Here is a 22,954-nt window from a genome sequence, read left to right on the forward strand (position 1 = left end):
ACAACGGATCAATGCACCTACCTAGGGCCTGTCCGGCGGATCATGTGTGCAGTGGCCCGGAGAGTCCGGGTTGGAGGCCGGTGGCTGTCAGAGGGCGATCTTCATGAGGTGCTGGTGGAGCGTGTCGTGTCCCTCGGGCGTTGGGTGGAGACCGTCGGCGAGGAGGTCGGGGCGGTCACGCAGGGGTTCCCACAGGTCGAGGTGGTCGATGTGATGAGCGGTGCACCAGGAACGCAGGGTCTCGCGAAGTAGCAAGGCGCGTTCCAGGGTGAAGGAGAGTCCTTCATAGGCGGGGGCCTGGTCCTCGTCGAGCCAGATGGGTCCGACGACGACCAGCCGCGCACCGTAGGTCAGGGCCGTTGCTGCCAGCGTGTCGAGACTCTCTTCCAGGCGTAGCTGGCCGTTGCCAGCCGCGGCCACGTCGTTGATGCCTGCCGCGACCACGAGCGTGTCGGGGCGGCGGGCCGGCAGCAGAGCGGGGGTCTGCTCGGCGACCTCGGCGAGGGTGGAGCCCGGGACAGCGAGGTTGAAGACGCGGCTGTCGGTCTCGTCCGTGGCGATATGGTCGGTGGCCAGGCGGGCGGCCCAGCCGCCCTGCGGATCGCAACGGCCGTAGGCAATGCTGTCGCCGACGATCACGATGCGGGATGCGGAGCGTAGCGGCCGCGCGTCTAGGTAGGCCCATGCGGTTGCGCCCGAGGAGAGCCGGGTGCGCCGGCGGACATAGTCGTCGACCTCGTAGTCGTCGGCGGCGGCCAGGTCGGCATCCGTGAGGTGCAGCACGGCACCCTCGACCTCGGCGCCGATCCGGCGCGCCAGTGTGAGATGGACGTCGAGGCCGCTGGTGGCGATCACCTCCGGGTCTGTGATCCGGAGAGGCCGCGCCGTGTGTCCGGCCAACGCCGCCGGCGTCTGGGGAACGGACTGCCCAAAGAGGGTCTTCTGGACGCGCTCGTCCAGGAGAGTGCCAAAGGAGAACAGCGTATGAGGGCGGGGATCGTTCACGGAAATACGGTCTTTCTGGGGCAGAGTGCGCAAAACGGCGCCCTCGATGATTGAACTATTACCCGATATTAGGGCCTTCGTCGGGTGGTCACGGCTGCCCCTGTTCAAGGATTTCGGCTTCGAGGACGGTGATGCGTTTGTCCGAGAAGCGGAGGTCGGAGCGTGCTCCTTCGAGCCGTTCCTGAAGTTTGCGATGCTCCTGGGTCAGTTGCTGGACTCGGTGCTTGAGGGTCGTGTTCTCGCTGATCAGGTGCTGGACGGACTCGCCGGGGACCATCCGGTCGAAGTCACGGATCTGCCCCATGAGCTCGCCGATCCGTCGCCGCTGGACCAGGACCTCTTTCTGAGTGCGGTTGAGTTCGGCTTCGGCGTTCGGCGCCAGGTCGCCTCGATGCGTTCGTGTCCGGCCTAGGTGTTCTGTCCGGCGGATCACTGGCGGAGCCAGAGTCGGATCGCTGCGGCGGTGACGGTGCCGTGGAAGACGTAGGCCCGTTTGTCGTAACGGGTCGCTACTGCACGGGAGTTCCTGAGCCGGTTGATGGTCCGCTCGACCTCGTTGCGGCGCCGGTAGTGGTCACGTTCGAAGCCCGTTGGTCGGCCGCCTTCTCTGCCTTTACGGCGCCGGTTGGCCCGCTGGTCCTTCGGCTCGGGGATCGTGTGCCGGATGTGGCGTCTTCGCAGGTAGCGGCGGTTTCGGCGGGAGCTGTACGCCTTGTCGCCGCTGACGTGGTCCGGCCGGGTCCGGGGCCGTCCGCCCAGCGGCCGGGGAACCCGGATCCGGTCCAGGACCTCGATCATCTGCGGGGCATCACCCCACTGACCGGGAGTGATCAGTAAAGCCATGGGGCGGCAGCCGCCTTCACCGGCAAGGTGGATCTTGGAGGTCAGCCCGCCCCGGGACCGTCCGAGTCCCTCATCGGGGCGGTGGTGCCGGGGCGTCGTCCTTTTTTCGGGACCCGCGGCCTGGCCTTGCGGGCGCCGGCCGCGTGCTGGTTGGCCCGGCAGGACGTCGAGTCGACGCCGACCATGCCCCAGTCGATCCGCCCGGCGAGGTCGGCGTCGGCCTGGACCGCCTGCAAGAGCCGGTCCCAGGTGCCGTCCGCGGACCAGCGGCGATGCCGCTCGTAGACGGTCTTCCACGAACCGTAGCGTTCCGGCAGGTCGCGCCATGGAACACCGGTACGGACCCGGAACAGGATCCCGTTGAGTACGATCCGGTGATCGTTCCACCGGCCACCCCGACTACCCGGCAAAGGCAGATGCGGCTCCAGCAGCGACCACTCGCGATTTGTCAGATCCCCCCGGCCCATGACCCAACCAACGACCGACCGGTCGGAAAGTCACATGATCCGCCGGACAGGCCCTAGAGGGCATCAGGGCCCCGCTCGCCCGTGCGGACACGCACGGCCGTCTCCACGGGCATCGCCCACACCTTGCCGTCGCCGATCTTGCCGGTGCGGGCGGCGCGGACCACCGCTTCCATCACCGGCTCCGCGTCCGCGTCCTCGACGAGGACCTCTATACGGATCTTCGGCACCAGGTCCACCCGGTACTCGGCGCCCCGGTAGACCTCGGTGTGGCCGTGCTGGCGCCCGTATCCGCTGGCCTCGGTGACCGTCAACCCGTTCACACCGAGGTCCTGCAGAGCGGTCTTCACCTCGTCGAGGCGGTGCGGCTTCACGACGGCGGTGATGAGCTTCATGGGGCGGTGCTCCTGTCCTGGGAAAGAAGTGCGGAGTGGCCCGGGGTCTGCGCGGCGGCGTGACCCAGGCCGCCGTGATCGTAGGCGCTCTCCGCGTGCACTGTCTGGTCCAGGCCCGTGAGCTCTTCCTCCTCGGACGCCCGCACACCCATCAGCCGGTCGATCGCCTTGCCGATCCCGTACGTCACGAGGAAGGTGTACGCGGCCACGGCGAGCACCGCTACGGCCTGCCGGACGAGCTGTCCCGCTCCGCCGCCGTAGAGGAGGCCCTCGGCGCCCCCGGTCATCGTCGCCGTCGCGAACAGCCCTATGAGCAGCGTGCCGACGACTCCTCCCACGAAGTGCACCCCGACGACGTCCAGGGAGTCGTCGTAGTCGAAGCGGAACTTCCACGCGACGGCGTACGAGCAGACGACTCCGGCTACAAGCCCCACGGCTGCCGCGCCGAGCACCCCGACGGTCCCGCAGGCGGGGGTGATCGCGACCAGGCCGGCGACCACACCGGAGGCCGCGCCGAAGGTGGTCGGGTGGCCGTCACGCCGCTGTTCGACGAAGAGCCAGCCGAGCAGCCCGGTGCATCCGGCGACGAGGGTGTTGAGGACCGAGGCGGCGGCGAGGCCGTTGGCGCCGAGAGCCGAACCGCCGTTGAACCCGAGCCAGCCGAACCAGAGCAGGCCCGCGCCGAGCATCACCATCGGCAGGTTGTGCGGCCGCATCGCGTCCTTCTTGAAGCCGATGCGGGGGCCGATCACCATGGCGAGGGCCAGGCCCGACGCGCCGCAGGCGATCTCCACGACGAGACCGCCGGCGAAGTCCAGGGCGCCGAGCGAGTCCTTGATCCACCCGCCGGGTCCCCACACCCAGTGGGCGACGGGAACGTATACGAGCAGGGTCCACACCGGCACGAAGACCAGCCACGCCGCGAACTTCATACGGTCCGCGATCGCTCCGCTGATCAGCGCTGCGGTGAGGATCGCGAAGGTCAGCTGGAAGGTGGTGAACAGCAGGGTGGGGACGCTGCCGGTGAGGTCGTCGGGGCCGATACCGACCATGCCCACGTGGCCGAGGCCGCCGATGAGCCCGGCGAACGTGTCGTCGCCGAAGGCCAGCGAGTAGCCGGCGACCAGCCACACGACGGTGACCAGCGCGATCGACACGAAGCTCATCATCAGCATGTTGAGTACGCTCTTCGTGCGCACCATGCCGCCGTAGAACAGGGCGAGGCCCGGCGTCATCAGCAGGACGAGAGCGGTGGCGGCGAGGAGCCAGGCGGTGTCGCCGGTGTCGAGGCCTGCCGAGGCCAGGGTTGTGGGGGTCAAGACGGGGTCCCTCCTCGGGGCACGGTGGGGTCCGGCCCAGAGAGAGTCGCGGGCGTGCGTTTCACGGAGGGCGCCGTCGCGTTTCCGGGATGTTTCATTGCGGGAAGGTGACCGAAACCTCACCGGGAACCGACACGATGGCCCCCGCCGGCCCGTCCGGATCGGACGGACGGGCCGGCGGAGGAGCATGGGCGGCTACGGCTACGGCGTCACCTTGTTGCCGCCGAAGGTCACGACCAGGGAGCCGTCCGCGGCGAACGACCAGTCCATCGCACCGGCGTACGCCGAGCAGGACGAGCCGTTCGAGCCGGTCCAGAACTGGTTGGAGCTGTCCGCGTCGCCCACCGTCTTGTCGTTGGAGCCGTCGTCGCCGCGGCAGGAGACGTTGTCACGGAACACCGAAGTGCCCTTGTCGAAGGAGAAGTTGCGTTCGGCGTTGTCGATGCTGACATTGCCCGACACCGCCATCGAGCCCGGGTTGCTGTTGTAGGTGAATCCGTGGTGGCCGTTGTTGTAGGCGATGTTGCGCCGGACGATGTGGTCCACCTCGATGTCGTCACCCCCGAGCTTGTAGCCGTTGCGGTCGCCGTCGGAGTTCACGGTCCCGTCGGACAGGGTCCCGTTGTCGTAGGAGAGGGAGTCCTCGATGGTCACCGATCCGATCGGGCCCGTCTCGGACTTGGTGTAGAGGTCCCAGCCGTCGTCGATGTTGTTGTGGGACACGGTGTAGCGGAAGACGTTGCCGGGGCCCGAGGTGAGCTTCGAGGCGAAGCCGTCTGCGTCCTCACCGTCCGAGTCCGCGTTGTCGTGCGACTCCGAGCTCAGGATGAGGTTGTCGGCAGGCCACTCGTCGTCCGGGGTGTCGGAGGCGATCCGCGAGATCTGCAGGCCCGAGTCGTGGTTGAAGCGCGTCACGACGTGTTCGATGACGTTGTCGCTGCCGCCGACGAAGATCCCGTTGTCACCGGCGTGCTCGACGACGATGCCGTCGATGTGCCAGTAGGCGCCGTTCACGGCGAGCCCGCGGTTCGCCGGATCCTCGCTCATGGCGGCGAAGTCGAGGACGGGGGTCTCGTCCGGGTAGGCGGCGAGCGTCGTGCGGGCACTCGCCGTGCCGTCGTTGCCCGGCGGGATGGTGACCGTCTCGGAGTACTCGTACGTCCCGCCGCGCAGGTAGACCGTCCCACCGGAGGTGACGCGGCTGATCGCCGACGAGAGGGTCGTCGGGTCCGACTCCGTGCCCGCCGCGTCGTCGCTGCCGCCGGGCGCCACGTACAGCGCGTCGGCGGCCACCGCGGCCGAGGCGCCGGCCGTTCCGGTCGCGGTGGCCGCGTGGGGGGCGGACGTGGCCTGAGCCATGGTGCCGGACAGCGCGATGGCCGATCCGGCGAGCAGGCTGATACACGCGATGACGGACTTCTTCTTCTGCATCGATCGTCTCCTGGTCGGTTGGTTCGTCCGGCCGGTGGGCGCCGCGAATCCGGAACTCGGGCCGGGGTACGACAGCGCGATCTGTTCGAGTTTCTGAACAGACCGCGTCACCGGTGCCACACTGGGTGGGGGGCAAGCGCTTTCTAGGACCGTAAGTGCGTGTCGTGACCACGTCAATAGATCTGTACGTGATCAAAGTTCATGAATCTGAACACCAATCCAGTGTGGGGAGCCGTCGGCGGCCGTGAAACCGTCTCGGATTTCCGCGCGAGGTCGATGTCGGATTTCCGCCAGCCGACCGGTCCCTCCGTGCCCGATGCTTGGACCATGCACACCGACACCGAGCGCTGCGTGAGGGCCGTACAGTCGAAGGACGCCCGCTTCGACGGCTGGTTCTTCACGGCGGTCCTGACCACCCGGATCTACTGCCGGCCCAGCTGCCCGGTGGTGGCGCCGAAGGCCCGGAACATGACCTTCTACCCCAGCGCCGCCGCGTGCCAGCAGGCCGGCTTCCGCGCCTGCAAGCGGTGCCGGCCCGACACCAGCCCCGGCTCCCCGGAGTGGAACGCCCGCGCCGACTCCGTCGCCCGGGCCATGCGGCTCATCCAGGACGGCGTCGTCGACCGGGAAGGCGTACAGGGACTCGCCGCCCGGCTCGGTTACTCCGCCCGGCAGGTCGAGCGCCAGCTCCTCGCCGAACTCGGCGCGGGCCCGCTCGCGCTGGCCAGGTCCCAGCGCGCCCAGACCGCCCGGCTCCTCATCGAGACGACCGGACTCCCCATGGCCGAGGTCGCGTTCGCGGCCGGGTTCTCCTCGATCCGTACGTTCAACGACACCGTGCGGGAAGTCTTCGCGCTCGCCCCGGGCGAGCTGCGAGCCCGGGCGGAACGCGGAGCCCGCGTGCCCGTGGCCCCGGGGGTCATAGCCCTTCGCCTCCCGTACCGCGCCCCGCTCAACCCGAGCAACCTCTTCGGGCACCTCGCCGCAACCGCGGTCCCGGGCGTCGAGGAATGGCGCGACGGCGCCTACCGCCGCACACTCACCCTGCCGCACGGGCACGGCATCGTGGCGCTGTCCCCGCAGCCCGGCCACATCGACTGCCGGCTCTCCCTCACCGACCCCCGCGACCTGACCCAGGCCGTCAGCCGCTGCCGCAGACTCCTCGACCTGGACGCCGACCCGGTCGCCGTGGACGGCCGGCTGCGCTCGGATCCGCTGCTCGCCCCGCTGGTCGACGCTGCTCCGGGGCGCCGGGTGCCGCGCACGGTCGACGCGGCGGAGTTCGCCGTACGCGCTGTGCTCGGCCAGCAGGTCTCCACGGCCGCCGCTCGTACCCACGCCGCCCGTCTGGTCAGCGCCCACGGGGCCCCGGTGGAGGACCCCGAGGGCGGTCTGACCCATCTCTTCCCGACCCCCGAGGCGCTGTCCGGGCTCGACCCCGAGGCGCTCGCCCTGCCGCGCAGCCGCCGCGCCACGCTCACCACCCTCGTGACCGCCCTCGCCGACGGGTCCCTGAACCTGGGGGAGGGGACGGACTGGGAGAGGGCCCGCGTGGCACTGGCCGCGCTGCCGGGCTTCGGCCCCTGGACGGTCGAGGTCATCGCCATGCGGGCCCTCGGGGACCCGGACGCCTTCCTCCCCACCGACCTCGGGATCCGCAGGGCGGCCGGGCAGCTCGGGCTCCCGGCCACCCCCGCCGCCCTCACCGCATGTGCCACGCGGTGGCGCCCCTGGCGGGCGTACGCGGTGCAGTATCTGTGGACCGTCGACGACCACCCCATCAACCACCTGCCCACCTGAGGACGACCATGACCACCACACCCACATCGACCAGGCAGCACGCGGTCGTCGACAGCCCGTACGGGGCGCTCACCCTGGTCGCGACCGATGGCGTGCTGTCCGGTCTCTACATGACCGGGCAGCGGCACCGCCCGCCCGAGGAGACCTTCGGCGTACCCGACGCGCGGCCCTTCGACGAGACCGTCCGCCAGCTGCACGCCTACTTCGCAGGCGAGTTGAAGGAGTTCGACCTCCCGCTGCGCCTGCACGGCACCGACTTCCAGCGCGGTGTCTGGTCCGAGCTCGTACGCATCCCGTACGGCGAGACCCGCTCCTACGGGGAGCTGGCCGACCGACTCGGCAAGCCCGGAGCATCCCGCGCGGTGGGCCTCGCCAACGGCAGGAATCCGGTCGGGATCATCGTGCCCTGCCACCGCGTGATCGGAGCCTCGGGGAGCCTGACGGGGTACGGCGGCGGGCTGGACCGCAAGCAGCGGCTGCTCGCCTTCGAGCGGGGGAGCGAGTGCGAGGTGCCCGCCTTGTTCTGAGCGGGGGCGGACGGGGCCGGACACCCGGCCCCGTCCCGCGCCGCGCCGTGGGCTCAGCCCGTGAAGATCTCGACGACCGACCAGATCGCGAGACCGAGCATGCAGACACCGCCGATGCGCTGCACCGTCTTCAGCGGCACCCGCTTGGCGATGAACCGTCCCGCCAGGAGGGCCAGCGCGGACACCGACATCAGCGCGATGGCCGAACCGATCGCCGTCGACCAGGCGCCGTTGCTCGCGGCGAGGTTCGCGGTGGTGATCTGGGTCAGGTCACCCCACTCGCTGATGAACACCGCCATGAAGGCGGTCGAGTAGACCGGCCAGAAGCCGGTGACGGTCTTGATCTCCCCGTCCTCGTCGTCGTCACCGCCACCACCGCGCAACAGCATGAACGCGCCGAACGCGAAGAGGACGGCGGAGACCAGCTTGACGATCCAGTCGGGGAGCAGGCCGATCAGACCGCCCGCCCCGACCGCGATGGCGACGTGCACGATGAACGCGGACGACGTGCCGAACCAGACGTAGAGAGGGCGCATACGCGTGCCCATGGCCAGCGAGGCGAACATCGTCTTGTCGGGGAGCTCCGCGAGGAAGATCAGCCCGAAGGCGGTGAGGATCGCCAGGGGGTCGAGATGCATTCCGGGTGGCCTTCTGTGAGAGCCGGGCTCCGGGACTTCCGCGAAGCGCCGCTCGGGCTTTTCGGAGGACCACTCGGCCCGGCATGACGGCAACGCCCGCAGGGCGCGGACGTGTCATACCTGACCGAAGGTCTCGCCCGCCCGTGGAAATCCGCGGACCCGGCCACCGGGAACCCGGAGGCTCCAGTGTGTCGACGACCGGTTTGCAGGGCTACTCCCCTTCGCAGCCGTCAACATTACCTCACCGGACCGGTGGGGGAGCGGCTCGGTAGAGTCCTACGATGATCAGCCACGCAGTCCCTGGGAGCGCACCCGCATGAGCCGCCGACAACACAAGGCCGCCGCGCCCGGCCCGTCCCGGCCCACGGTGAGCGTCTGCCGGGGCTGCTGCTGCGGCACCGAGAAGATCCCGGGAGTGGACCACGCCGGGCAGCTCGCGCAACTGCGGCAGACCGCGGGCGGGACCGCGACCGTGCGCGCGGTGGAGTGCCTGGACGCCTGCGAGCACGGCAACGTCATCGTCGTACAGCCCTCGGCCGAGGGGCGCCGGGCGGGCGGCCGGCCGGTCTGGCTGGGACTGGTCAACGATCCGCACGCCGTCGCCGACATCGCCGCCTGGGCGGCGGACGGCGGACCCGGCATCGCGGACGCCCCGGAGATCCTGGACCTGTACACCTTCAGCCCTTCCCGCCGGATCCGGGCCGGGCTGGAGGACTGAGCGCCTGCCGGCCGGCCTCCGGCGGCCGCCCGTCCGCGGTCGCCGCGTCCGGCCGCGGACCGTTCGCGGCGACCGCCGACTCGACGAACGAGGCGACGAGTGGCCGGCGGTCCGTCTCCGGCCAGGCGAGGACCAGATGACTGGCCGGTGCGTCGGTCACAGGGACGCAGACCACCCCTGGGGGGACGGGTTCGACGAGCGAGCGCGGCAGCACGGCGATCGTCCGGCCGAGGACGATCATCTGCATCATCTGCGCCACATCGGCGATCTCCGGCCCGGTCGCCCCGTCGGACACCCCCCTCCAGCGCGGCAGCGTCTCGTGTTCGAGGTCCGTCAGGCGCAGTTCGGTGCGTGAGGCGAGAGGGTGGTCGCGGGGCAGGATCGCGACGCGCCCCTCGACGTGCAGCGTCTCGTGTGCCAGGCCCGTGAGGTCGTCGAAGGGCGTGTGGAGCAGTGCCACATCCGCCCGGCCGTCATGCAGCCGTTCGACCCGGTCGGTGGCCCCGCCGAACAGGATGTCCACCTGGCGCGCGTCGGGTTGCAGGGAGTAACGGGCGAGGATGCCGGACAGCAGGCCCGCATCGCCGCCCGCCTTGATCACCAGCCGCAGGTGGGCCTGGGTCTCACCGGCCCGGCGTGCGTTCCGGGACGCGGCGGCGACCGCGTTGAGCGCGTGGCGGCCGTGGTGCAGCAATGCCTCCCCGGCGGGCGTGAGCGAGACATGACGGCTCGAGCGCAGGAGCAGCTGGACACCCAGGCGCGACTCGACGCGTCGGACCGCCTTCGACAGCGCCGGCTGGGCGATCGACAGACGCTGGGCGGCGCGGCCGAAGTGCAGCTCCTCGGCCACCGCGACGAAGTACTCGAGCTCCCGCGTCTCCAGATCAACCATGCCTGAAGGTTATCGCCGAAGAACCAACAGGTCTTGGACATCACCGGCAGTGCACGGGTTCGATGAGTACATGATTCAGCACACGATGATCGTCTCGTTCAATGACTCCGTTCCGGACGCCGAGCTCGACCGATTCCTGAAAGACATCGAACAGTTGATGCGTGGCTCCGGGACGATCCGGACCTTCGCGGCCCAGCGCCACATCCGCGTGCCCGCCGACGACCACAGTCCGGTGTTCGCCGCCACGGCCGTCGTCCAGTTCGGCTTCGCCGACCTCGACGCGCTCAACGCCTCGTTCGCGGCGCCCGGAGCCGAGGCACTCATCCGGCGCTGGCAGGCCCGATTCCCGTACAAGGTCGTCTGGGTGAACCACGAGCCGCTCTCCTGACCGGCCCTGGTCGACCACCGGCCCGCCGGCCTGCGGTCAGAAGGCGCCGTTCCCCGCGGAGAGCCGCTCCAGCAGTGCCGGCAGGGCCGTCCCGATCGGTTCGCGTACGGTCTCCTCGGCCAAGTCGTCGTACGGGGTCGGCTGTCGGCTCGGCGTTCACCACGACGAGCCGGGCCCCGTGCTCCACCGCGATGCCCGCCAGCGAGGCCGCGGGCTGCACCTGGAGCGTCGTACCCACGGCGATGAACACCTGGCTGGCCTTGGTGATCGCCATGGCGTCGGCGAGCACCTGAGGATCCAGGCGCTCGCCGAACATCACCGTCGCCGGCTTCAGGATCCCGCCGCAGACCGTGCACGGCGGGTCCGCCTCACCGGCCTCGACCCGGGCCAGCGCGTCCGCCATGGCCGACCGGGCGTGGCACCGGGTGCAGACCACCTCGTGCGCCGTGCCGTGGAGTTCGACGACCTTACGGGCGGACAGGCCCGCCCGCTGGTGCAGTCCGTCGATGTTCTGGGTGATCACCCGGACCGGGGTGCCCGACCGTTCGAGCGCGGCCACCGCGCGATGGGCGGTGTTCGGCTCGGCGCCCAACGCCGCGCCGGTGCGGCGCATCTGCCAGGAGCGGCGCCGGATCTCCGGATCGGACATGTAAAAGTCGTACGTGACGAGCTTCTCCGCCTCCGGGTCCTTCCGCCAGAGGCCCTGCGGCCCGCGGTAGTCGGGGATGCCGGAGTCCGTGGAGATGCCGGCGCCGCTGAGGATCGCGACGAGAGTCATGGCCCGAGCCTACGGACGGCTCCCGGCACCCGCGACGCTATTTCCGCAGGGGCACGGCTCAGGTCTCCTCCGTGTCCGGCGCCACCACGGATTCCTTCGTGCCGGCCGACAGCAGTCTCTCCGCGAGTGCGTGACACCGTCCCGCGAGCTCCGGAGGGTCGAGCACCTCGAAACCGTGTCCCAGCAGGAGCACCCGCATCAGCACGAAGTCGAGGTCGTCGGCGCCGCACAGGACCTCGCAGCGCTCCTTCTCCCGCGGTCGCACGACGGCCGCCGAGGCGGGGATCTGCGCACGCACCGTGCCGGCTGGGGCGTGCACGAGGAAGCGCGCCTGATGTGCGTAGACCCGGCTCGCCACACCCTCCTGCACATACGTCGCCGCGTCGGGCGCCGCGCGCGGGGCGAAGCGCCAGGTCCGTGCGGAGACCTCGGTCATCCGGTCGACGCGGAAGCTGCGCCAGTCGTCGCGGTCGAGGTCGTAGGCGAGGAGATACCAGCGGCGGTCGGAGGCGACCAGACGGTAGGGCTCGACCCGGCGCCGTCGCACCCCGCCGCTCCCTGAGGGGTAGCCGAAGCCCGCCTCGACCACGTCGCGGCAGGCTCCGGCCAGTGTCATCAGGGCCCCGGGGTCGACCGGCACCCGGCCTCCGTCGAAGAACTCCACCGAGCCGGAGAGCGCGCGCACCTCGTGCCGCAGCCGGGTGGGCAGCACCCGGTCGAGCTTGGTCAGGGCCCGGAGCGCGGCGTCCCCGGCGCCCCCGACCGCGCCACCCGCGCCGGCGAGCAAGGAGACGGCGGTGGCGATCGCCTCCTCGTCGTCGAGGAGCAGCGGCGGCAGGTCCTGCCCCGGGCCGAGCCGGTAGCCGCCGCCGACACCCAGGTCCGCGTGGACCGGATAGCCGAGCTTGCGGAGCCGCTCGACATCGCGGCGCACCGTGCGCGGTGTGACCCCGAGCCGGTCCGCGAGTTCGGGGCCGGTCCAGACGTGGCGCTGCTGGAGCAGCCCGAGCAGGGTGAGCACCCGCTCCGTCGTGCTCCGCTCGTCACCGCCCGCCACGCCCATACGGCTCACCCTGTCAGAGAAGGCGGACCGATCCTGTCCTCCAGGGGTGCCAGGGTGGTTCCATGGAGGCAGACGAAATGGACTGGAACCGGACATTGTGCGAGCAGTGGGAGTTCCACTGGAACCATCGGATCCGAGCCCGGCTGGAGGGCCTCACCGACGACGAGTACGTCTGGTCGCCGGTGCCGGAGGCCTGGAGCGTGCGGCCGCGCTCCACCTCGACGGCACCCGTACAGGCCGGTGCCGGGGGCTTCACGATCGACTTCGCCTTCCCGCAGCCCGACCCGGAGCCCTTCACCACGATCGCCTGGCGGCTCGGTCATGTCATCGTCGGCGTCCTCGCCGCACGGAACGCGGCACACTTCGGCGCGCCGGCGGCGTCGTACGAGAGCTGGGAGTACGCCGGGGACGCGGCCACCGCGCTCGACCAGCTCGGGACGCAGCTCGACGTCTGGCTTGCAGGGGTGCGGAGCCTCGGCGACGCCGGGCTCCGGGTCCCGGTCGGCGAGAAGGAGCCCTACCCCGAGGCGCCCATGGCCGACCTCGTGCTGCACATCCACCGTGAGCTGATCCACCACCTGTCCGAGGTCTGTCTGCTGCGCGACCTCTACCTCCACACGCATCACGCGACGAACGGAGCAACCCGATGAGCCACCACTTCCAGGTCACCTTCGACGCCCACGACCCGCGGGCGCTGTCGTCCTTCTGGCGCGACGTACTGCGCTACGTCCACCCCGGCCCGCCCGGGGTCGACCTGCCGGAGGGCGCCGACCCCCTGGCCGCGTGGGACGACTTCCTCGCGCGGATCGGCGTACCGGAGGAGCAGCGCAACTCGAGGTCGGCGATCGAGGACCCCGAGGGGCACGGCCCGCGCGTGTTCTTCCAGCAGGTCCCGGAGGGCAAGACCGCCAAGAACCGTGTCCACCTCGACGTCCGCGCCGCCCCCGGACTCCAGGGAGAGGAGCGGATGGCGGCGCTGGAGGCCGAGTGCGAACGGCTCGTCGCGCTGGGAGCGACGCGGGTACGCCGCGACGAGCCCGCTCCTCCGATGAGCGCCGGTTTCATCGTGATGACCGACCCCGAGGGCAACGAGTTCTGCCTGGACTGACGGTGCCGCAGGGCCCGTCACGTGGTTTCGGACAGCCATGGGCAGATCAGGGGTGGTCCGGATAGGGTCGGGGCGGCGCGACTGCCTGTTCGAAAGCAAAGGGATACAAGGTGACGGACGGAGCAGTGATGGAGACCCCCCACGTGCTCGTGGCGGCGGACAAGTTCAAGGGCTCGCTGACGGCCGTGGAGGTCGCGGAGCGGGTGACGGCCGGGCTGCGGCGCGCCGTGCCCGGGGTGCGGGTCGAGACCCTGCCCGTCGCGGACGGCGGCGACGGCACGGTCGCGGCGGCGGTGGCCGCCGGATTCGAGCGCCGCGAGGCGCGGGTGACCGGACCGCTGGGGGACCAGGTCACGGGGGCGTACGCGGTACGCGGCACCACCGCCGTGGTGGAGATGGCCGAGGCCTCGGGCCTCCAGCACCTCCCCGCGGGGGAGTTCGCCCCGCTCACGGCGACCACGTACGGCTCCGGGGAGCTGCTGGCGGCCGCGCTCGACGCGGGCGCCCGGACGATCGTGTTCGGCGTCGGCGGCAGCGCCACGACGGACGGCGGCGCGGGCATGCTCGCCGCGCTCGGAGCCCGCTTCCTGGACGGCGACGGCAAGCCCGTCGGCCCCGGTGGCGGCGCACTCGCCGAGCTGGCCGAGGCCGACCTGTCGGGGCTCGACCCCCGGCTCGCGGACATCGACCTGATCCTGGCCAGCGACGTCGACAACCCGCTGACCGGGCCGAAGGGCGCCCCCGAGGTCTACGGGCGGCAGAAGGGCGCCACCGAGGAAGACATCGCGGTCCTCGACGCGGCACTCGTGCACTACGCGTCAGTGCTGGGCCCCGAGACCGCCGAGCTGCCCGGAGCGGGCGCCGCCGGAGGCATCGGCTACGGCGCACTGGTCGCGCTGGGCGCGCGCTTCAGGCCCGGCATCGAGGTCATGCTCGACGTCCTGGGCTTCGCCCCCGCGCTGGCCCGCGCCACGCTCGTCGTCACCGGCGAGGGTTCGCTCGACGAGCAGACCCTGCACGGCAAGGCCCCGGCGGGCGTCGCCGCCGCGGCGCGTGCCGCGGGGGTGGAGGTCGTCGCCGTGTGCGGACGCCTCGCGCTGCCGCCGGAGGCCCTGGGCAAGGCGGGCATACGCCGGGCCTACGCCCTGACGGACCTGGAACCGGACCCCGCCGTCTGCATGGCACAGGCCGGGCCCCTGCTGGAACGCGCGGCCGAGGCGATCGGCCGCGACTTCCTGTCCTGACGTGTCGTCATGAGGGGGGCGCCGGGCGGCCGGCACCCCCCTCACGGCTGCGACGCCGTCAGCGTGTACGCGTCCAGCGCCAGCATCATCTCGATCAGCTCACGCGGCCGTGACAACGACCGGGAGGTCAGCCGCTCCAGCCGCCGCAAGCGGTTGAGCACGGTGTTGCGGTGGCAGTACAGCCGGCCGGCCGCCCGCCCAGCGGACCCCCCGCACTCCAGCCACGCCTCGAGCGTCCGCACCAGCAGTGCCCGGTCCGCCGGATCCAGCGCCAGCAACGGGCCGAAGACATCCGCGACCAGCCGGGCCGCCAGCTCCGGCTGGCTCACCACCAGCGCCGCGGGCAGCCGATCCTCCAGCCGGACGACCGCCGCAGCGCCGGGCGGGCAGGTCAGCAGCGCCGTCTCCGCCAGCCGGCGCGCGGTCCCCAGCCCCGCCAGGCCGTCGGCCACCGGACCCATTCCGCCGGGACCCGGACACCCCACCAGCAGGGCGGTGAGCACCCCCGGATCCCGGTCACCCAGAGCGATGACGACGGTCTCGCGGTCTCCTCGTCTCCGCAGGAAGCACCGCAGCCCCTCCGCCTCCAGCGCCACGCACGCCGGCCCGCCCTCACCCGCCCGCACCACCGCCACCGCGTAGCGGCCCCGCTCCGGCAGACCGAGACCGCTCGCCGCGCGCGCCGCCAGGCCGGGCTCCGAGCGACCCTCGAGCAGGGCGTCGAGCAGTGCCGGGCCCCGCTCGTCACCGCGCCGCCGCATGTCTTCGCTCCGTTCCGCAGCCATGGGTCTCTCGTCCGGATCATGCCGGGCTCGTGTGCTCCCCGATCCGGACGAAAGACCCGCCCCGCTCATGGCTGGTGAGAATGCCACCGGCCGCACCGGGGAGGATCGCGCATCACCTCCCTCTGTGCACCCGCACAACCGGGCCGTTCGAAGACTGGTCTCCCGCAGCGATTGCGCCCGGGACCGTGGACGCGCGCCCCGCCCGCTGCTGGTCTGTGGCACCACAACGACCAGTCGGAAGGAGGAGGACGCATGGCAACGCTCGAGATCCGCGAACTGTCCGTGGGCTACGGCCCGGTACGGGCACTGCGCGACGTCTCCGTCGACGTGCCGGCCGGCGCGATCACCGCTGTACTCGGTGGCAACGGCGCCGGCAAGACCACGCTGCTGCGGGCCGTATCGCGGACCCTCGGCTTCCACCGCGGCACGGGCACGGGCACCATCCGCTTCGACGGCCGCCCCCTGGACGGGCTCCGCCCCGCCCAGGTGGTGGCGGCGGGAGTGATCCAGGTACCGGAGGGGCGGCAGGTGTTCGCCCGGATGACGGTGGCGGACAATCTGCGGGCGGGTGCCCTCGGAGCACGCGGCGGGCGGAAAGCGGCGGCCACCGCCCTCCAGCGCGTACACGAACTGTTCCCCGTGCTCGCCGACCGCGCGCACCAGCGGGCGGGTCTGCTCTCCGGCGGTGAGCAGCAGATGCTGGCGATGGGCCGGGCCCTGATGGCCGCGCCCCGCCTGCTGCTGCTCGACGAGCCGTCCCTCGGGCTCGCCCCGCTGATGGCTGCCAGGATCGCCGAGACGATCCAGGAGATCAACGCGGGCGGCACCTCCGTCATGCTCGTCGAGCAGAACGCGGCCATCGCGCTGCGGCTCGCCTCCACGGCGTACGTCCTCGATGTCGGCGAGGTGGCGCTCGACGGCCCGGCCGACGAACTCGCCGCCTCCGACGAGGTGCGCCGGCGCTATCTAGGGGTCGTCGACGAGACGGCCGCCGAGGACGCCGCCCAGGCGGAAGGCGTCACCCGCACCCTGAGCAGGTGGTCCGCGTGACGACCGCTCCGGCCCCTCTCGCCGTGCGCGACGTGACCGTGCGCTTCGCCGGACTCACCGCCCTCGACGCGGTGTCCTTCACCGTCGAACCGGGCAGTGTGCACGCCGTCATCGGACCCAACGGCGCGGGAAAGTCCACCACGTTCAACGTGCTCTCCGGCGTCTACCGCGCCACCTCGGGCAGCGTGCACCTCGGTTCCACCGAACTCACCGGTCTCGCCCCGCACAGGATCGCCGACCTCGGCGTCGCCCGCACCTTCCAGAACCTGGCCCTGCCGCCGCACGCCACCGTCGCCGAAAGCCTCATGCTCGGCCGGCACCGGCTCACCCGCGCCGGGTTCGTGGCCTCCGGACTGAGGCTGCCCTCCGCGACCCGCGAGGCCCAGCGCAATCTCGAACGGGTGCGGGAGATAGCCGAGTTCATCGGCCTGGACAAGGAACTCGACTTCCCCGCCGCCGCCCTCCCGTACGGGAAGCAGAAGCTCGTCGAGCTCGGCCGCGCCCTGTGCATGGAGCCCGAGGTCCTGCTCCTGGACGAGCCCATCGCGGGCATGACCGCCGACGAGCGCCGCCGCACCGCGGCCGTCGTCGCCGGTGTGCGCGACAGCCTCGGCATCTCGATCGTCATGGTCGAACACGACATGGGGGTGGTGATGCGGCTCGCGGACGCCGTGACCGTACTCGACTTCGGACGCAGGATCGCGGGTGGCACGCCCGCCGAGGTGCAGAACGACCCGGCCGTCGTGCAGGCCTACCTGGGGGCACAGGAATGACCACCTTCATCGAACTCCTCCTCGGCGGGCTCTCCATAGGGTCGGTCTACGCACTGATCGCCCTGGGCTTCGTCGTCATCTTCAAGGCGACCGAGGTCGTCAACTTCGCCCACGCCTCGCTGCTGCTGGCGGGCGGTTACGTCACCGCCGTACTCCACGACGACATCGGCTTCTGGCCGGCCCTCGGCGTCGGCATCGCGGGCGCGGCGGTCGTCGGCTCGGCGGTCGAGTTCTTCGTCATGCGCCGCTACCGGGGGAGCGACCAGAGCGTCCTGGCCATCGTCACCATCGGCGTCGACATCCTCCTCACCACCGAACTCGTCCGGCGCATGGGGACGGACGTGATGTCGCTGGGCGACCCGTGGGGCGACGACGTCGTCACCATCGGGGGCGTCACCCTCGCCGAGACCCGCATCGCGGCGTTCCTCGTCGCTGGGCTGCTCATCACGGTGTTCCTGCTCGCCTTCCGCTTCACCTCGTGGGGCGTCTCCATGCGGGCCGCCGCCGAGAACCCCCAGACCGCCGCGCTGATGGGCATCCGCCTCGTCCGGGTGTCCCTCTCCGCCTGGGCGGTCGCGGGAGCACTCGCCGCGGTCGCCGCGCTCTTCCTCACGGTGTTCCCGACCCCCGGCCTGGAAAGGGCCACCTCACTCGCCGCCCTCAAGGCGTTCCCCGCCGCGATCCTCGGCGGACTCGACTCGACGACCGGGGCACTCGTCGGAGGTCTCGTCGTCGGAGTCACCGAGTCACTCGCCACGGGCTACCAGAGCGACCTCTCCTTCCTGGGACGCGGCATCGGTGATCTCGCGCCCTACCTGGTGATGGTGGTCGTCCTGCTCGTCCGGCCGGCGGGACTCTTCGGTACGAAGGAGCTCTCCCGTGTCTGAAGCCGTCAAGGACGTCACGGGGGCCGCACCCGCCGCCGGGGCGTCGTTCACCGACCGGCTGCGCCGGCCCGCCCCGTACCTCTGGCTCGCCGGCTCGGCGCTGCTCCTCCTGTTCCCGTTCTACCTGGACAGGTTCTGGCTCCAGGCCGGACTGTTCGCCATGGCCGCCGCGATCGGGGCGATCGGGCTCAACCTGCTCACCGGCTCCACCGGCCAGCTCTCCATGGGGCACGCCTTCTTCCTCGCCGTGGGCGCGTACGGCTACTGCATCCTGGGGGGCGAGAGCAGCACGGAGAACGGGCACGCCCTCACCGGCCTAGGCCTGCCCACCTGGCTCGCGGCCGTCCTGGCCGTGCTCCTGGCGGGAGCGGCCGGTGGGCTCTTCAGCCCCATCGCGGGACGGCTGAGCGGCGCCTATCTCGGTATAGCCACGCTCGCACTGATCTTCATCGGCCAGCACGTGCTGTTCAACGCGGGCTCGCTCACCGGTGGCTTCAACGGCCGCCCGGTGCCGCCCCTCTCGCTCTTCGGGTTCACCTTCGACGATGCCGAAGTGGTCGTCGCCGCAGTGCCCTTCCAGTCGTCCGAGAAGCTCTGGTACCTGGGGCTGGCCGCCCTGCTGGCGAGCGGGCTCTTCGCCCGCGGGGTGCTGCGCGGCAGGCCCGGCCGGGCACTCAACGCCATCCGGGACCACCGGATCGCCGCAGGCGTGATGGGGGTGCCGGTCGCCCGGTACCGGGCCGGTGTCTTCGTCCTGTCCTCGATGTACGCGGGCCTCGCGGGCGTCCTGCTCGCACTGGTCTTCCAGCGGACCGTGCCCGAGTACTTCGGCATGATCCTGTCCCTCGAATACCTCGCCATGATCGTCATCGGCGGGCTGGGCAGCGTCGCGGGAGCCGTCGTCGGCGCCGCGTTCGTGTCGCTGCTCCCGCAGGTGCTCACCCACTACAGCGACTCCCTCCCCCTGGTGTCCGCCCCTGGTACGGGCGGAATCGCACCGGGCGAGGCGTCCCGCTATCTGTACGGCGCCGCGGTCGTCGCGGTCGTCCTGTTCCTGCCCGGCGGCATTGCGCGTCTGAAGAATCCAGGGGAGAAGAAGAAATGAAGCTACGTGTTGTCGGAGCCGTTGTCGCGGCTCTCACCCTCACCCTCGTGGGATGCAGCGAGAAGGCGAAGTCGTCCGAGGACGGCGCCGCGGACAAGAACGGTGTGAAGACCGGGGAGGGCGTCACCGACTCGAAGATCACCCTCGGTGCCCTGACCGACATGACCGGGGTGTACGCCTCGCTGGGCAAGAGCGTCACCCAGGCCCAGCAGCTCTGGGTGGAGGAGACCAACAAGGCCGGCGGCATCTGCGACCGGCAGATCGAACTGACCGTCCGTGACCATGGATACGACCCGCAGAAGGCGATCGGCGCCTACACCGAGCTCGAGCCGGAGGTGCTGGGCTTCACCCAGTTCATCGGCTCCCCGTTCGTCTCCGCCGTCGAGTCGCGCATCGACGGCCAGGACAAGGGCATCGTCCTGCCCCAGGCCTGGTCCGCGAACCTGGTCGGATCCAAGTACGTCCGCGTCATCGGCGCCACGTACGACGTCGAGACGATCAACCTGATCGACTTCCTGCTCGAAGAGAAGCGCATCGCGAAGGGCGACAAGATCGGCCATGTGTACTTCGAGGGCGACTACGGCGAGAACGCCCTGGCCGGATCGAAGCACGCTGCCCAGGAAGCCGGCCTCACCGTCGTCGAGCAGAAGATCAAGCCGACCGACAACGACATGACCGCCCAGGTCTCCGCGCTCAAGCAGGCCGGCGTGAAGGCGGTCGTCGTGAGCGCGGGCCCGCGTCAGGCGGCCTCCCTGGTCGGTGTCGCCGCGGCCACGGGCTTCGACGTCCCGGTCGTCGGCAACAACTCGGCGTACGCCCCGCAGCTCCTGGCGACCCAGGCGGGTGCCGCCCTGCAGAAGGACTACTACATCGGCTCCTCCACCCTGCCCATCGGTGACGCGGCGGCAGGCCCGACGAAGCTCGCCAAGGCCTACGGGACCAAGTACCCGAAGGACGGCCTCGACAACGGCGTCATCGCCGGATACAACGCGGCGACCGTCTTCGGCGAGGCGCTGAAGAAGGCCTGCGAGTCGAAGGACCTGACCCGTGAGGGTGTCGACAAGGCGCTGCTCACCATCAAGGACTTCGGCGCCGACTTCGGGATCTCGCACGACTTCACCGACCCGTCGGCTCCCTCCACCCGGGAGACCGTCGTCATGAAGCCGGACGCCAAGACCCCGGGCGGCCTCAAGGTGGTCCGTCCGGCTGAGGTGGCCCCGGCCGCCGAGTCCTTCACGCTCAAGCCCTGACCCTCCCCGCACAGTGACGGGCCCGGCCGCGATGGCCGGGCCCGTCGGTGTGCGGCCAGTGGGTGTGCGGCCAGTGGGTGTGCGGTCAGTGGGTGTAGGCCTCCACCTCCGACAGCTGACCCGCCGGCCAGCCGGTGTTCGCGGTGAACGTCAGCCGCAGATGGCGGACCGGTGTCCCGTCGAGCGGCACCGTCACGGTGTTACCGCTCGACGGGGTGAAGGTGTAGCCCGCGGGCGCCTTGAGCGTGCTGTAGGCGGAGTTGTCGGTGCTGCCCGAGACACCGACCGTCTGTGTGCGTGCCGCCCAGGCGGCGGCCGGAGGAAGCTTCAGCACCAGCCGCTTCACGGCCTTCGCGGCACCGAGGTCCACGGTGACGGACTGCGGGAAGGCGTTGTTACGGCTCTCCCAGTAGGTGTCCGCGTTGCCGTCCACCACGTTGGCCGCGCCGTAGACGTCGGCGTGACCGGTCTCGGTGACCGTGCGTCCCCGGGCGAGGTTGCCCGTCTCCTCGGGCGGATCCGTCGGGTCCGTGGGATCGGTCGGGTCGGTGGGGCCGCCGCCCCCGGGGACTCCGCCGTTGGTCCACACCGGGTCCGGCCAGACACCGGTGCAGGCGGGCGGATTCGCGTACCATCCCGAGTTGCCGGCGCCCTGGGTGATCTGGAAACCGCTGCCGACACAGTTGTGGATCGGGTTGGACTGGGCGATGTGCGTGGCGACGACCTTGTTGAACGAGGCCGTGCCCGGAGCCTGGATCTGCAGCGCGTACGTACCCGCGCCGTCGATCTTGATGTTGTCGAAGTGCAGTCCGTTGCTCGCGCCCTCGATCAGGTGGATCGCGGCGTAGGAGCTGTCCAGGATCTCGCTGTCGGTGATGTTGATGGTGGCGCCGCTGATCGGCTCGTTGAGCCCGCTGAACCAGATCGCGCCGACCCCGAAGCGCCAGTTGTAGTCGTTGTTCCCGGTCCGGATCAGGGTGTTGCGGGCAGCCGTGTGCGTGCCCGAGACAGCCGTCCCCTGGCCGGAGTTGACGCCCGGATAGCGGTTGGCGATGTGCAGGCCGCCGCCGTTGGTGACCGTGTCCGACATGACGTTGTCGGAGATCGTGATGTCCCTGCCGCCGTAGGTGACGATGTTGTTGGCGAGGATCGGCAGGATCACCGTGTTGAACGTGAACTTGTTCTTCACGTTCGGGACGTTCTCCGCCCACATGGCCAGCCCGTCGTCCCCGGTGTTGCGGACGAACGTGTTGGTCACCGTGGAGTTCGTGACGCCGTAGTGGAAGTTCACACCGTCGGCGGTCTGGTCCAGGATCCGGCTGTTCCTGATGGTGAAGTCGTCCATCGGGCCGTCCATCCAGGCACCGCACTTGGTGTGCTGCATCCAGACGTTGTCGACGACCGAGTGGGACATGGCCCCGCCGATGGCGTTGACCTGGTCGTTGTCCACCCGTTCACGGATGTCGCCGATGATGGCGAAGTCCTTGAGGGTGACATCGCTGCTGCCGCCCTGGGCCGCGTACTTGCCGTAGACCCCGACCGCCTTGCTGCGGTCGGTGGGATGACGCCCCGTCAGAACGCTGTACCAGGGCCCGGCGCCGCGCAGGGTCACCCTGTCGACGACGATGTGGTCCTGGACCTTGAAGGTGCCCTGCGGGATGTACACCTCCTTGCCCTGGGTGCGGCCGGCGTCCACCGCGGCCTGGATCTTCGTGGTGGAGTCGGCGGCACCCGTCGGGTCCGCGCCGAAGTCGCTCACCACGTCCAGCGCCCCGGACGGCCTGCCGACGGGGGCGCCCACCTGCTCGAAGTCCGCCAGGTCGATGGTGAACGACGGTGAGGCGGCGGTCGAGGTGACCTGCAGCCTGACCTTCGTACCGGCGGCCAGGGTGGACCCGAACATGGTCCGGGTCTCGTCGTAGAAGTGATGCGGATTGCTGTCACCAGGGCTGTTGTTGAAGGGGTAACCCCCGTAGTACCAGCCGTACTTCGACGTCACCGGCACGCTCTTGAGCGAGGTGCCGCCCACCCGCAGGTCGAGAGAGGCGTCCCGGCCCGTCCCGGCCGCGTTGTCCGGCAGCGAGTAGCGGAACGTCATGGCGTTCGCGGGGGCGGTGAGCGTGAACTCGACGTACTCACCCGCGGAGTCGAGGGTCACTGCCTGCCGACCGGACGCTTCGGAGGGCAGGGCGCCGTAGAGACGGTCGGGGCCGATCAGGGTGCCGTTGGTGGCGGCGTACTCGGCTTCCTGTTCCTTGAACGGGACGGTGGCGCCCCGGCCGGATATGCCGACCGGGGAGGGCGCGGGGACCGCGGCGGCCTGAGCGGCCGGAGCGCCGGCCAGGACCACCGCCGCCGCGGTGCCGACGGCGGTGAGGGCCAGGGAGAGGGAGGCGGACACGGAGCGTCTGAACAGACGGTGTCTGGGTGGTGGGGTCACGTGTGGGTCGTCCTTGCGGCTCGTGGGGGCTCTTCGGACGCCCCACAGGCT

The 22,954-nt window shown here is 70.8% G+C and carries 23 protein-coding genes and 1 pseudogene; 12 read left to right on the forward strand and 12 right to left on the reverse strand.

All coding sequences use genetic code 11. The annotated features are described in order from the left end of the window. Positions 1-87 precede the first annotated feature (87 nt). From ACIQM3_RS29020 to ACIQM3_RS29045, 6 genes are all read right to left on the reverse strand, one after another. Positions 88-1,005, reverse strand: coding sequence for an SGNH/GDSL hydrolase family protein (locus ACIQM3_RS29020; protein ID WP_401629359.1), 918 nt, complete (start codon positions 1,003-1,005; stop codon positions 88-90). An 88-nt stretch (positions 1,006-1,093) separates the two neighbouring features. After that, complete coding sequence (locus tag ACIQM3_RS29025) at positions 1,094-1,309, reverse strand: hypothetical protein (RefSeq protein ID WP_401629362.1); 216 nt, start codon at positions 1,307-1,309, stop codon at positions 1,094-1,096. A gap of 125 nt (positions 1,310-1,434) precedes the next feature. Further along, positions 1,435-2,315, reverse strand: a protein-coding gene (locus ACIQM3_RS29030; RefSeq protein WP_401629364.1) for an IS5 family transposase whose coding sequence is annotated in 2 segments (ribosomal slippage) — positions 1,435-1,955 and positions 1,955-2,315 — 882 coding nt in all. Because the reading frame shifts where the segments join, the coding sequence is not laid out codon by codon here. A gap of 53 nt (positions 2,316-2,368) precedes the next feature. Beyond that, positions 2,369-2,707 (reverse strand): P-II family nitrogen regulator, encoded by a 339-nt coding sequence (locus ACIQM3_RS29035; RefSeq protein WP_401629366.1) that lies wholly within the window; start codon positions 2,705-2,707, stop codon positions 2,369-2,371. Then, complete coding sequence (locus ACIQM3_RS29040; RefSeq protein WP_401629369.1) at positions 2,704-4,026, reverse strand: ammonium transporter; 1,323 nt, start codon at positions 4,024-4,026, stop codon at positions 2,704-2,706. The genes ACIQM3_RS29035 and ACIQM3_RS29040 overlap by 4 nt, the downstream gene beginning before the upstream one ends. 201 nt (positions 4,027-4,227) lie before the next feature. After that, positions 4,228-5,457: a right-handed parallel beta-helix repeat-containing protein gene (locus ACIQM3_RS29045; RefSeq protein WP_401629372.1), complete on the reverse strand. Its 1,230-nt coding sequence runs from the start codon at positions 5,455-5,457 to the stop codon at positions 4,228-4,230. 327 nt (positions 5,458-5,784) lie between these two features. On the opposite strand from ACIQM3_RS29045, the gene ACIQM3_RS29050 reads away from it, so the two are divergent. Further along, positions 5,785-7,257, forward strand: coding sequence for an AlkA N-terminal domain-containing protein (locus tag ACIQM3_RS29050; RefSeq protein ID WP_401629374.1), 1,473 nt, complete (start codon positions 5,785-5,787; stop codon positions 7,255-7,257). 8 nt (positions 7,258-7,265) lie between these two features. Then, positions 7,266-7,784, forward strand: a complete 519-nt coding sequence (locus ACIQM3_RS29055; protein ID WP_401629377.1) for a methylated-DNA--[protein]-cysteine S-methyltransferase — start codon at positions 7,266-7,268, stop codon at positions 7,782-7,784. 53 nt (positions 7,785-7,837) lie between these two features. Here ACIQM3_RS29055 and ACIQM3_RS29060 read toward each other — a convergent pair whose 3' ends face one another. Continuing rightward, entirely contained in the window at positions 7,838-8,422 is a 585-nt protein-coding gene (locus ACIQM3_RS29060) for a TMEM165/GDT1 family protein (protein ID WP_401629379.1), read from the reverse strand. Positions 8,423-8,738: 316 nt separating this feature from the next. Between ACIQM3_RS29060 and ACIQM3_RS29065 the strand changes: the two genes are divergently transcribed. Continuing rightward, a complete protein-coding gene (locus ACIQM3_RS29065; protein ID WP_401629382.1) occupies positions 8,739-9,140 on the forward strand; it encodes a (2Fe-2S) ferredoxin domain-containing protein in 402 nt (133 codons plus the stop codon). Here the strand turns inward: ACIQM3_RS29065 and ACIQM3_RS29070 are convergent. Then, positions 9,100-10,032 carry a LysR family transcriptional regulator gene (locus ACIQM3_RS29070; protein ID WP_401629385.1) on the reverse strand — a complete coding sequence of 311 codons (933 nt, stop codon included), beginning with the start codon at positions 10,030-10,032 and terminating at the stop codon, positions 9,100-9,102. The two genes, ACIQM3_RS29065 and ACIQM3_RS29070, sit on opposite strands and share 41 nt — an antisense overlap. Positions 10,033-10,102: 70 nt before the next feature. Here ACIQM3_RS29070 and ACIQM3_RS29075 point away from each other — a divergent pair, with 70 nt between their 5' ends. Then, positions 10,103-10,420 carry a hypothetical protein gene (locus tag ACIQM3_RS29075; protein WP_401629388.1) on the forward strand — a complete coding sequence of 106 codons (318 nt, stop codon included), beginning with the start codon at positions 10,103-10,105 and terminating at the stop codon, positions 10,418-10,420. Between the two features lie 36 nt (positions 10,421-10,456). Here ACIQM3_RS29075 and ACIQM3_RS29080 read toward each other — a convergent pair. After that, positions 10,457-11,198: pseudogene (locus ACIQM3_RS29080) on the reverse strand (SIR2 family NAD-dependent protein deacylase). A gap of 58 nt (positions 11,199-11,256) precedes the next feature. After that, the gene (locus ACIQM3_RS29085) at positions 11,257-12,261 is read right to left on the reverse strand and encodes a helix-turn-helix transcriptional regulator (RefSeq protein ID WP_401629803.1); all 1,005 of its coding nucleotides are present in this window, start codon (positions 12,259-12,261) and stop codon (positions 11,257-11,259) included. Between the two features lie 62 nt (positions 12,262-12,323). Here ACIQM3_RS29085 and ACIQM3_RS29090 point away from each other — a divergent pair, with 62 nt between their 5' ends. The 3 genes from ACIQM3_RS29090 (at position 12,324) to ACIQM3_RS29100 (ending at position 14,613) form a co-directional block, all read left to right on the forward strand. After that, entirely contained in the window at positions 12,324-12,911 is a 588-nt protein-coding gene (locus ACIQM3_RS29090; protein ID WP_401629390.1) for a DinB family protein, read from the forward strand. After that, a complete protein-coding gene (locus ACIQM3_RS29095; protein WP_401629392.1) occupies positions 12,908-13,369 on the forward strand; it encodes a VOC family protein in 462 nt (153 codons plus the stop codon). Before ACIQM3_RS29090 ends, ACIQM3_RS29095 begins: the two co-directional genes overlap by 4 nt. A 128-nt stretch (positions 13,370-13,497) precedes the next feature. Then, positions 13,498-14,613, forward strand: a complete 1,116-nt coding sequence (locus ACIQM3_RS29100; RefSeq protein WP_401629395.1) for a glycerate kinase — start codon at positions 13,498-13,500, stop codon at positions 14,611-14,613. A gap of 41 nt (positions 14,614-14,654) precedes the next feature. On the opposite strand, the gene ACIQM3_RS29105 is transcribed toward ACIQM3_RS29100, so the two are convergent. Continuing rightward, complete coding sequence (locus ACIQM3_RS29105) at positions 14,655-15,398, reverse strand: PucR family transcriptional regulator (RefSeq protein WP_401629398.1); 744 nt, start codon at positions 15,396-15,398, stop codon at positions 14,655-14,657. 252 nt (positions 15,399-15,650) lie between these two features. Between ACIQM3_RS29105 and ACIQM3_RS29110 the strand changes: the two genes are divergently transcribed. Genes ACIQM3_RS29110 through ACIQM3_RS29130 form a run of 5 tightly spaced genes read left to right on the forward strand, consistent with a single transcriptional unit; the run spans position 15,651 to position 20,463 of the window. Then, entirely contained in the window at positions 15,651-16,448 is a 798-nt protein-coding gene (locus ACIQM3_RS29110; protein ID WP_401629400.1) for an ABC transporter ATP-binding protein, read from the forward strand. Continuing rightward, positions 16,436-17,221: an ABC transporter ATP-binding protein gene (locus ACIQM3_RS29115; protein WP_401629403.1), complete on the forward strand. Its 786-nt coding sequence runs from the start codon at positions 16,436-16,438 to the stop codon at positions 17,219-17,221. Before ACIQM3_RS29110 ends, ACIQM3_RS29115 begins: the two co-directional genes overlap by 13 nt. Continuing rightward, positions 17,218-18,108: a branched-chain amino acid ABC transporter permease gene (locus ACIQM3_RS29120; RefSeq protein WP_401629406.1), complete on the forward strand. Its 891-nt coding sequence runs from the start codon at positions 17,218-17,220 to the stop codon at positions 18,106-18,108. The genes ACIQM3_RS29115 and ACIQM3_RS29120 overlap by 4 nt, the downstream gene beginning before the upstream one ends. Beyond that, positions 18,101-19,213, forward strand: a complete 1,113-nt coding sequence (locus ACIQM3_RS29125; RefSeq protein ID WP_401629409.1) for a branched-chain amino acid ABC transporter permease — start codon at positions 18,101-18,103, stop codon at positions 19,211-19,213. Before ACIQM3_RS29120 ends, ACIQM3_RS29125 begins: the two co-directional genes overlap by 8 nt. Further along, positions 19,210-20,463, forward strand: a complete 1,254-nt coding sequence (locus ACIQM3_RS29130; protein WP_401629412.1) for an ABC transporter substrate-binding protein — start codon at positions 19,210-19,212, stop codon at positions 20,461-20,463. Before ACIQM3_RS29125 ends, ACIQM3_RS29130 begins: the two co-directional genes overlap by 4 nt. An 85-nt stretch (positions 20,464-20,548) precedes the next feature. On the opposite strand, the gene ACIQM3_RS29135 is transcribed toward ACIQM3_RS29130, so the two are convergent. Beyond that, entirely contained in the window at positions 20,549-22,903 is a 2,355-nt protein-coding gene (locus ACIQM3_RS29135) for a discoidin domain-containing protein (protein ID WP_401629415.1), read from the reverse strand. Positions 22,904-22,954 lie beyond the last annotated feature (51 nt).

This window comes from Streptomyces sp. NPDC091271, assembly GCF_044757505.1.
Lineage (GTDB): Bacteria > Actinomycetota > Actinomycetes > Streptomycetales > Streptomycetaceae > Streptomyces.

What these genes read in the sequence shown, in the direction of transcription:
- ACIQM3_RS29025 (WP_401629362.1), bottom strand. Translation starts at nt 1,309, where the DNA reads ATGGGGCAGATCCGTGACTTCGACCGGATGGTCCCCGGCGAGTCCGTC.
- ACIQM3_RS29035 (WP_401629366.1), bottom strand. Translation starts at nt 2,707, where the DNA reads ATGAAGCTCATCACCGCCGTCGTGAAGCCGCACCGCCTCGACGAGGTG.
- ACIQM3_RS29045 (WP_401629372.1), bottom strand. Translation starts at nt 5,457, where the DNA reads ATGCAGAAGAAGAAGTCCGTCATCGCGTGTATCAGCCTGCTCGCCGGA.
- ACIQM3_RS29050 (WP_401629374.1), top strand. Translation starts at nt 5,785, where the DNA reads ATGCACACCGACACCGAGCGCTGCGTGAGGGCCGTACAGTCGAAGGAC.
- ACIQM3_RS29055 (WP_401629377.1), top strand. Translation starts at nt 7,266, where the DNA reads ATGACCACCACACCCACATCGACCAGGCAGCACGCGGTCGTCGACAGC.
- ACIQM3_RS29060 (WP_401629379.1), bottom strand. Translation starts at nt 8,422, where the DNA reads ATGCATCTCGACCCCCTGGCGATCCTCACCGCCTTCGGGCTGATCTTC.
- ACIQM3_RS29065 (WP_401629382.1), top strand. Translation starts at nt 8,739, where the DNA reads ATGAGCCGCCGACAACACAAGGCCGCCGCGCCCGGCCCGTCCCGGCCC.
- ACIQM3_RS29070 (WP_401629385.1), bottom strand. Translation starts at nt 10,032, where the DNA reads ATGGTTGATCTGGAGACGCGGGAGCTCGAGTACTTCGTCGCGGTGGCC.
- ACIQM3_RS29075 (WP_401629388.1), top strand. Translation starts at nt 10,103, where the DNA reads ATGATTCAGCACACGATGATCGTCTCGTTCAATGACTCCGTTCCGGAC.
- ACIQM3_RS29085 (WP_401629803.1), bottom strand. Translation starts at nt 12,261, where the DNA reads ATGGGCGTGGCGGGCGGTGACGAGCGGAGCACGACGGAGCGGGTGCTC.
- ACIQM3_RS29090 (WP_401629390.1), top strand. Translation starts at nt 12,324, where the DNA reads ATGGAGGCAGACGAAATGGACTGGAACCGGACATTGTGCGAGCAGTGG.
- ACIQM3_RS29095 (WP_401629392.1), top strand. Translation starts at nt 12,908, where the DNA reads ATGAGCCACCACTTCCAGGTCACCTTCGACGCCCACGACCCGCGGGCG.
- ACIQM3_RS29100 (WP_401629395.1), top strand. Translation starts at nt 13,498, where the DNA reads ATGGAGACCCCCCACGTGCTCGTGGCGGCGGACAAGTTCAAGGGCTCG.
- ACIQM3_RS29105 (WP_401629398.1), bottom strand. Translation starts at nt 15,398, where the DNA reads ATGGCTGCGGAACGGAGCGAAGACATGCGGCGGCGCGGTGACGAGCGG.
- ACIQM3_RS29110 (WP_401629400.1), top strand. Translation starts at nt 15,651, where the DNA reads ATGGCAACGCTCGAGATCCGCGAACTGTCCGTGGGCTACGGCCCGGTA.
- ACIQM3_RS29120 (WP_401629406.1), top strand. Translation starts at nt 17,218, where the DNA reads ATGACCACCTTCATCGAACTCCTCCTCGGCGGGCTCTCCATAGGGTCG.
- ACIQM3_RS29130 (WP_401629412.1), top strand. Translation starts at nt 19,210, where the DNA reads ATGAAGCTACGTGTTGTCGGAGCCGTTGTCGCGGCTCTCACCCTCACC.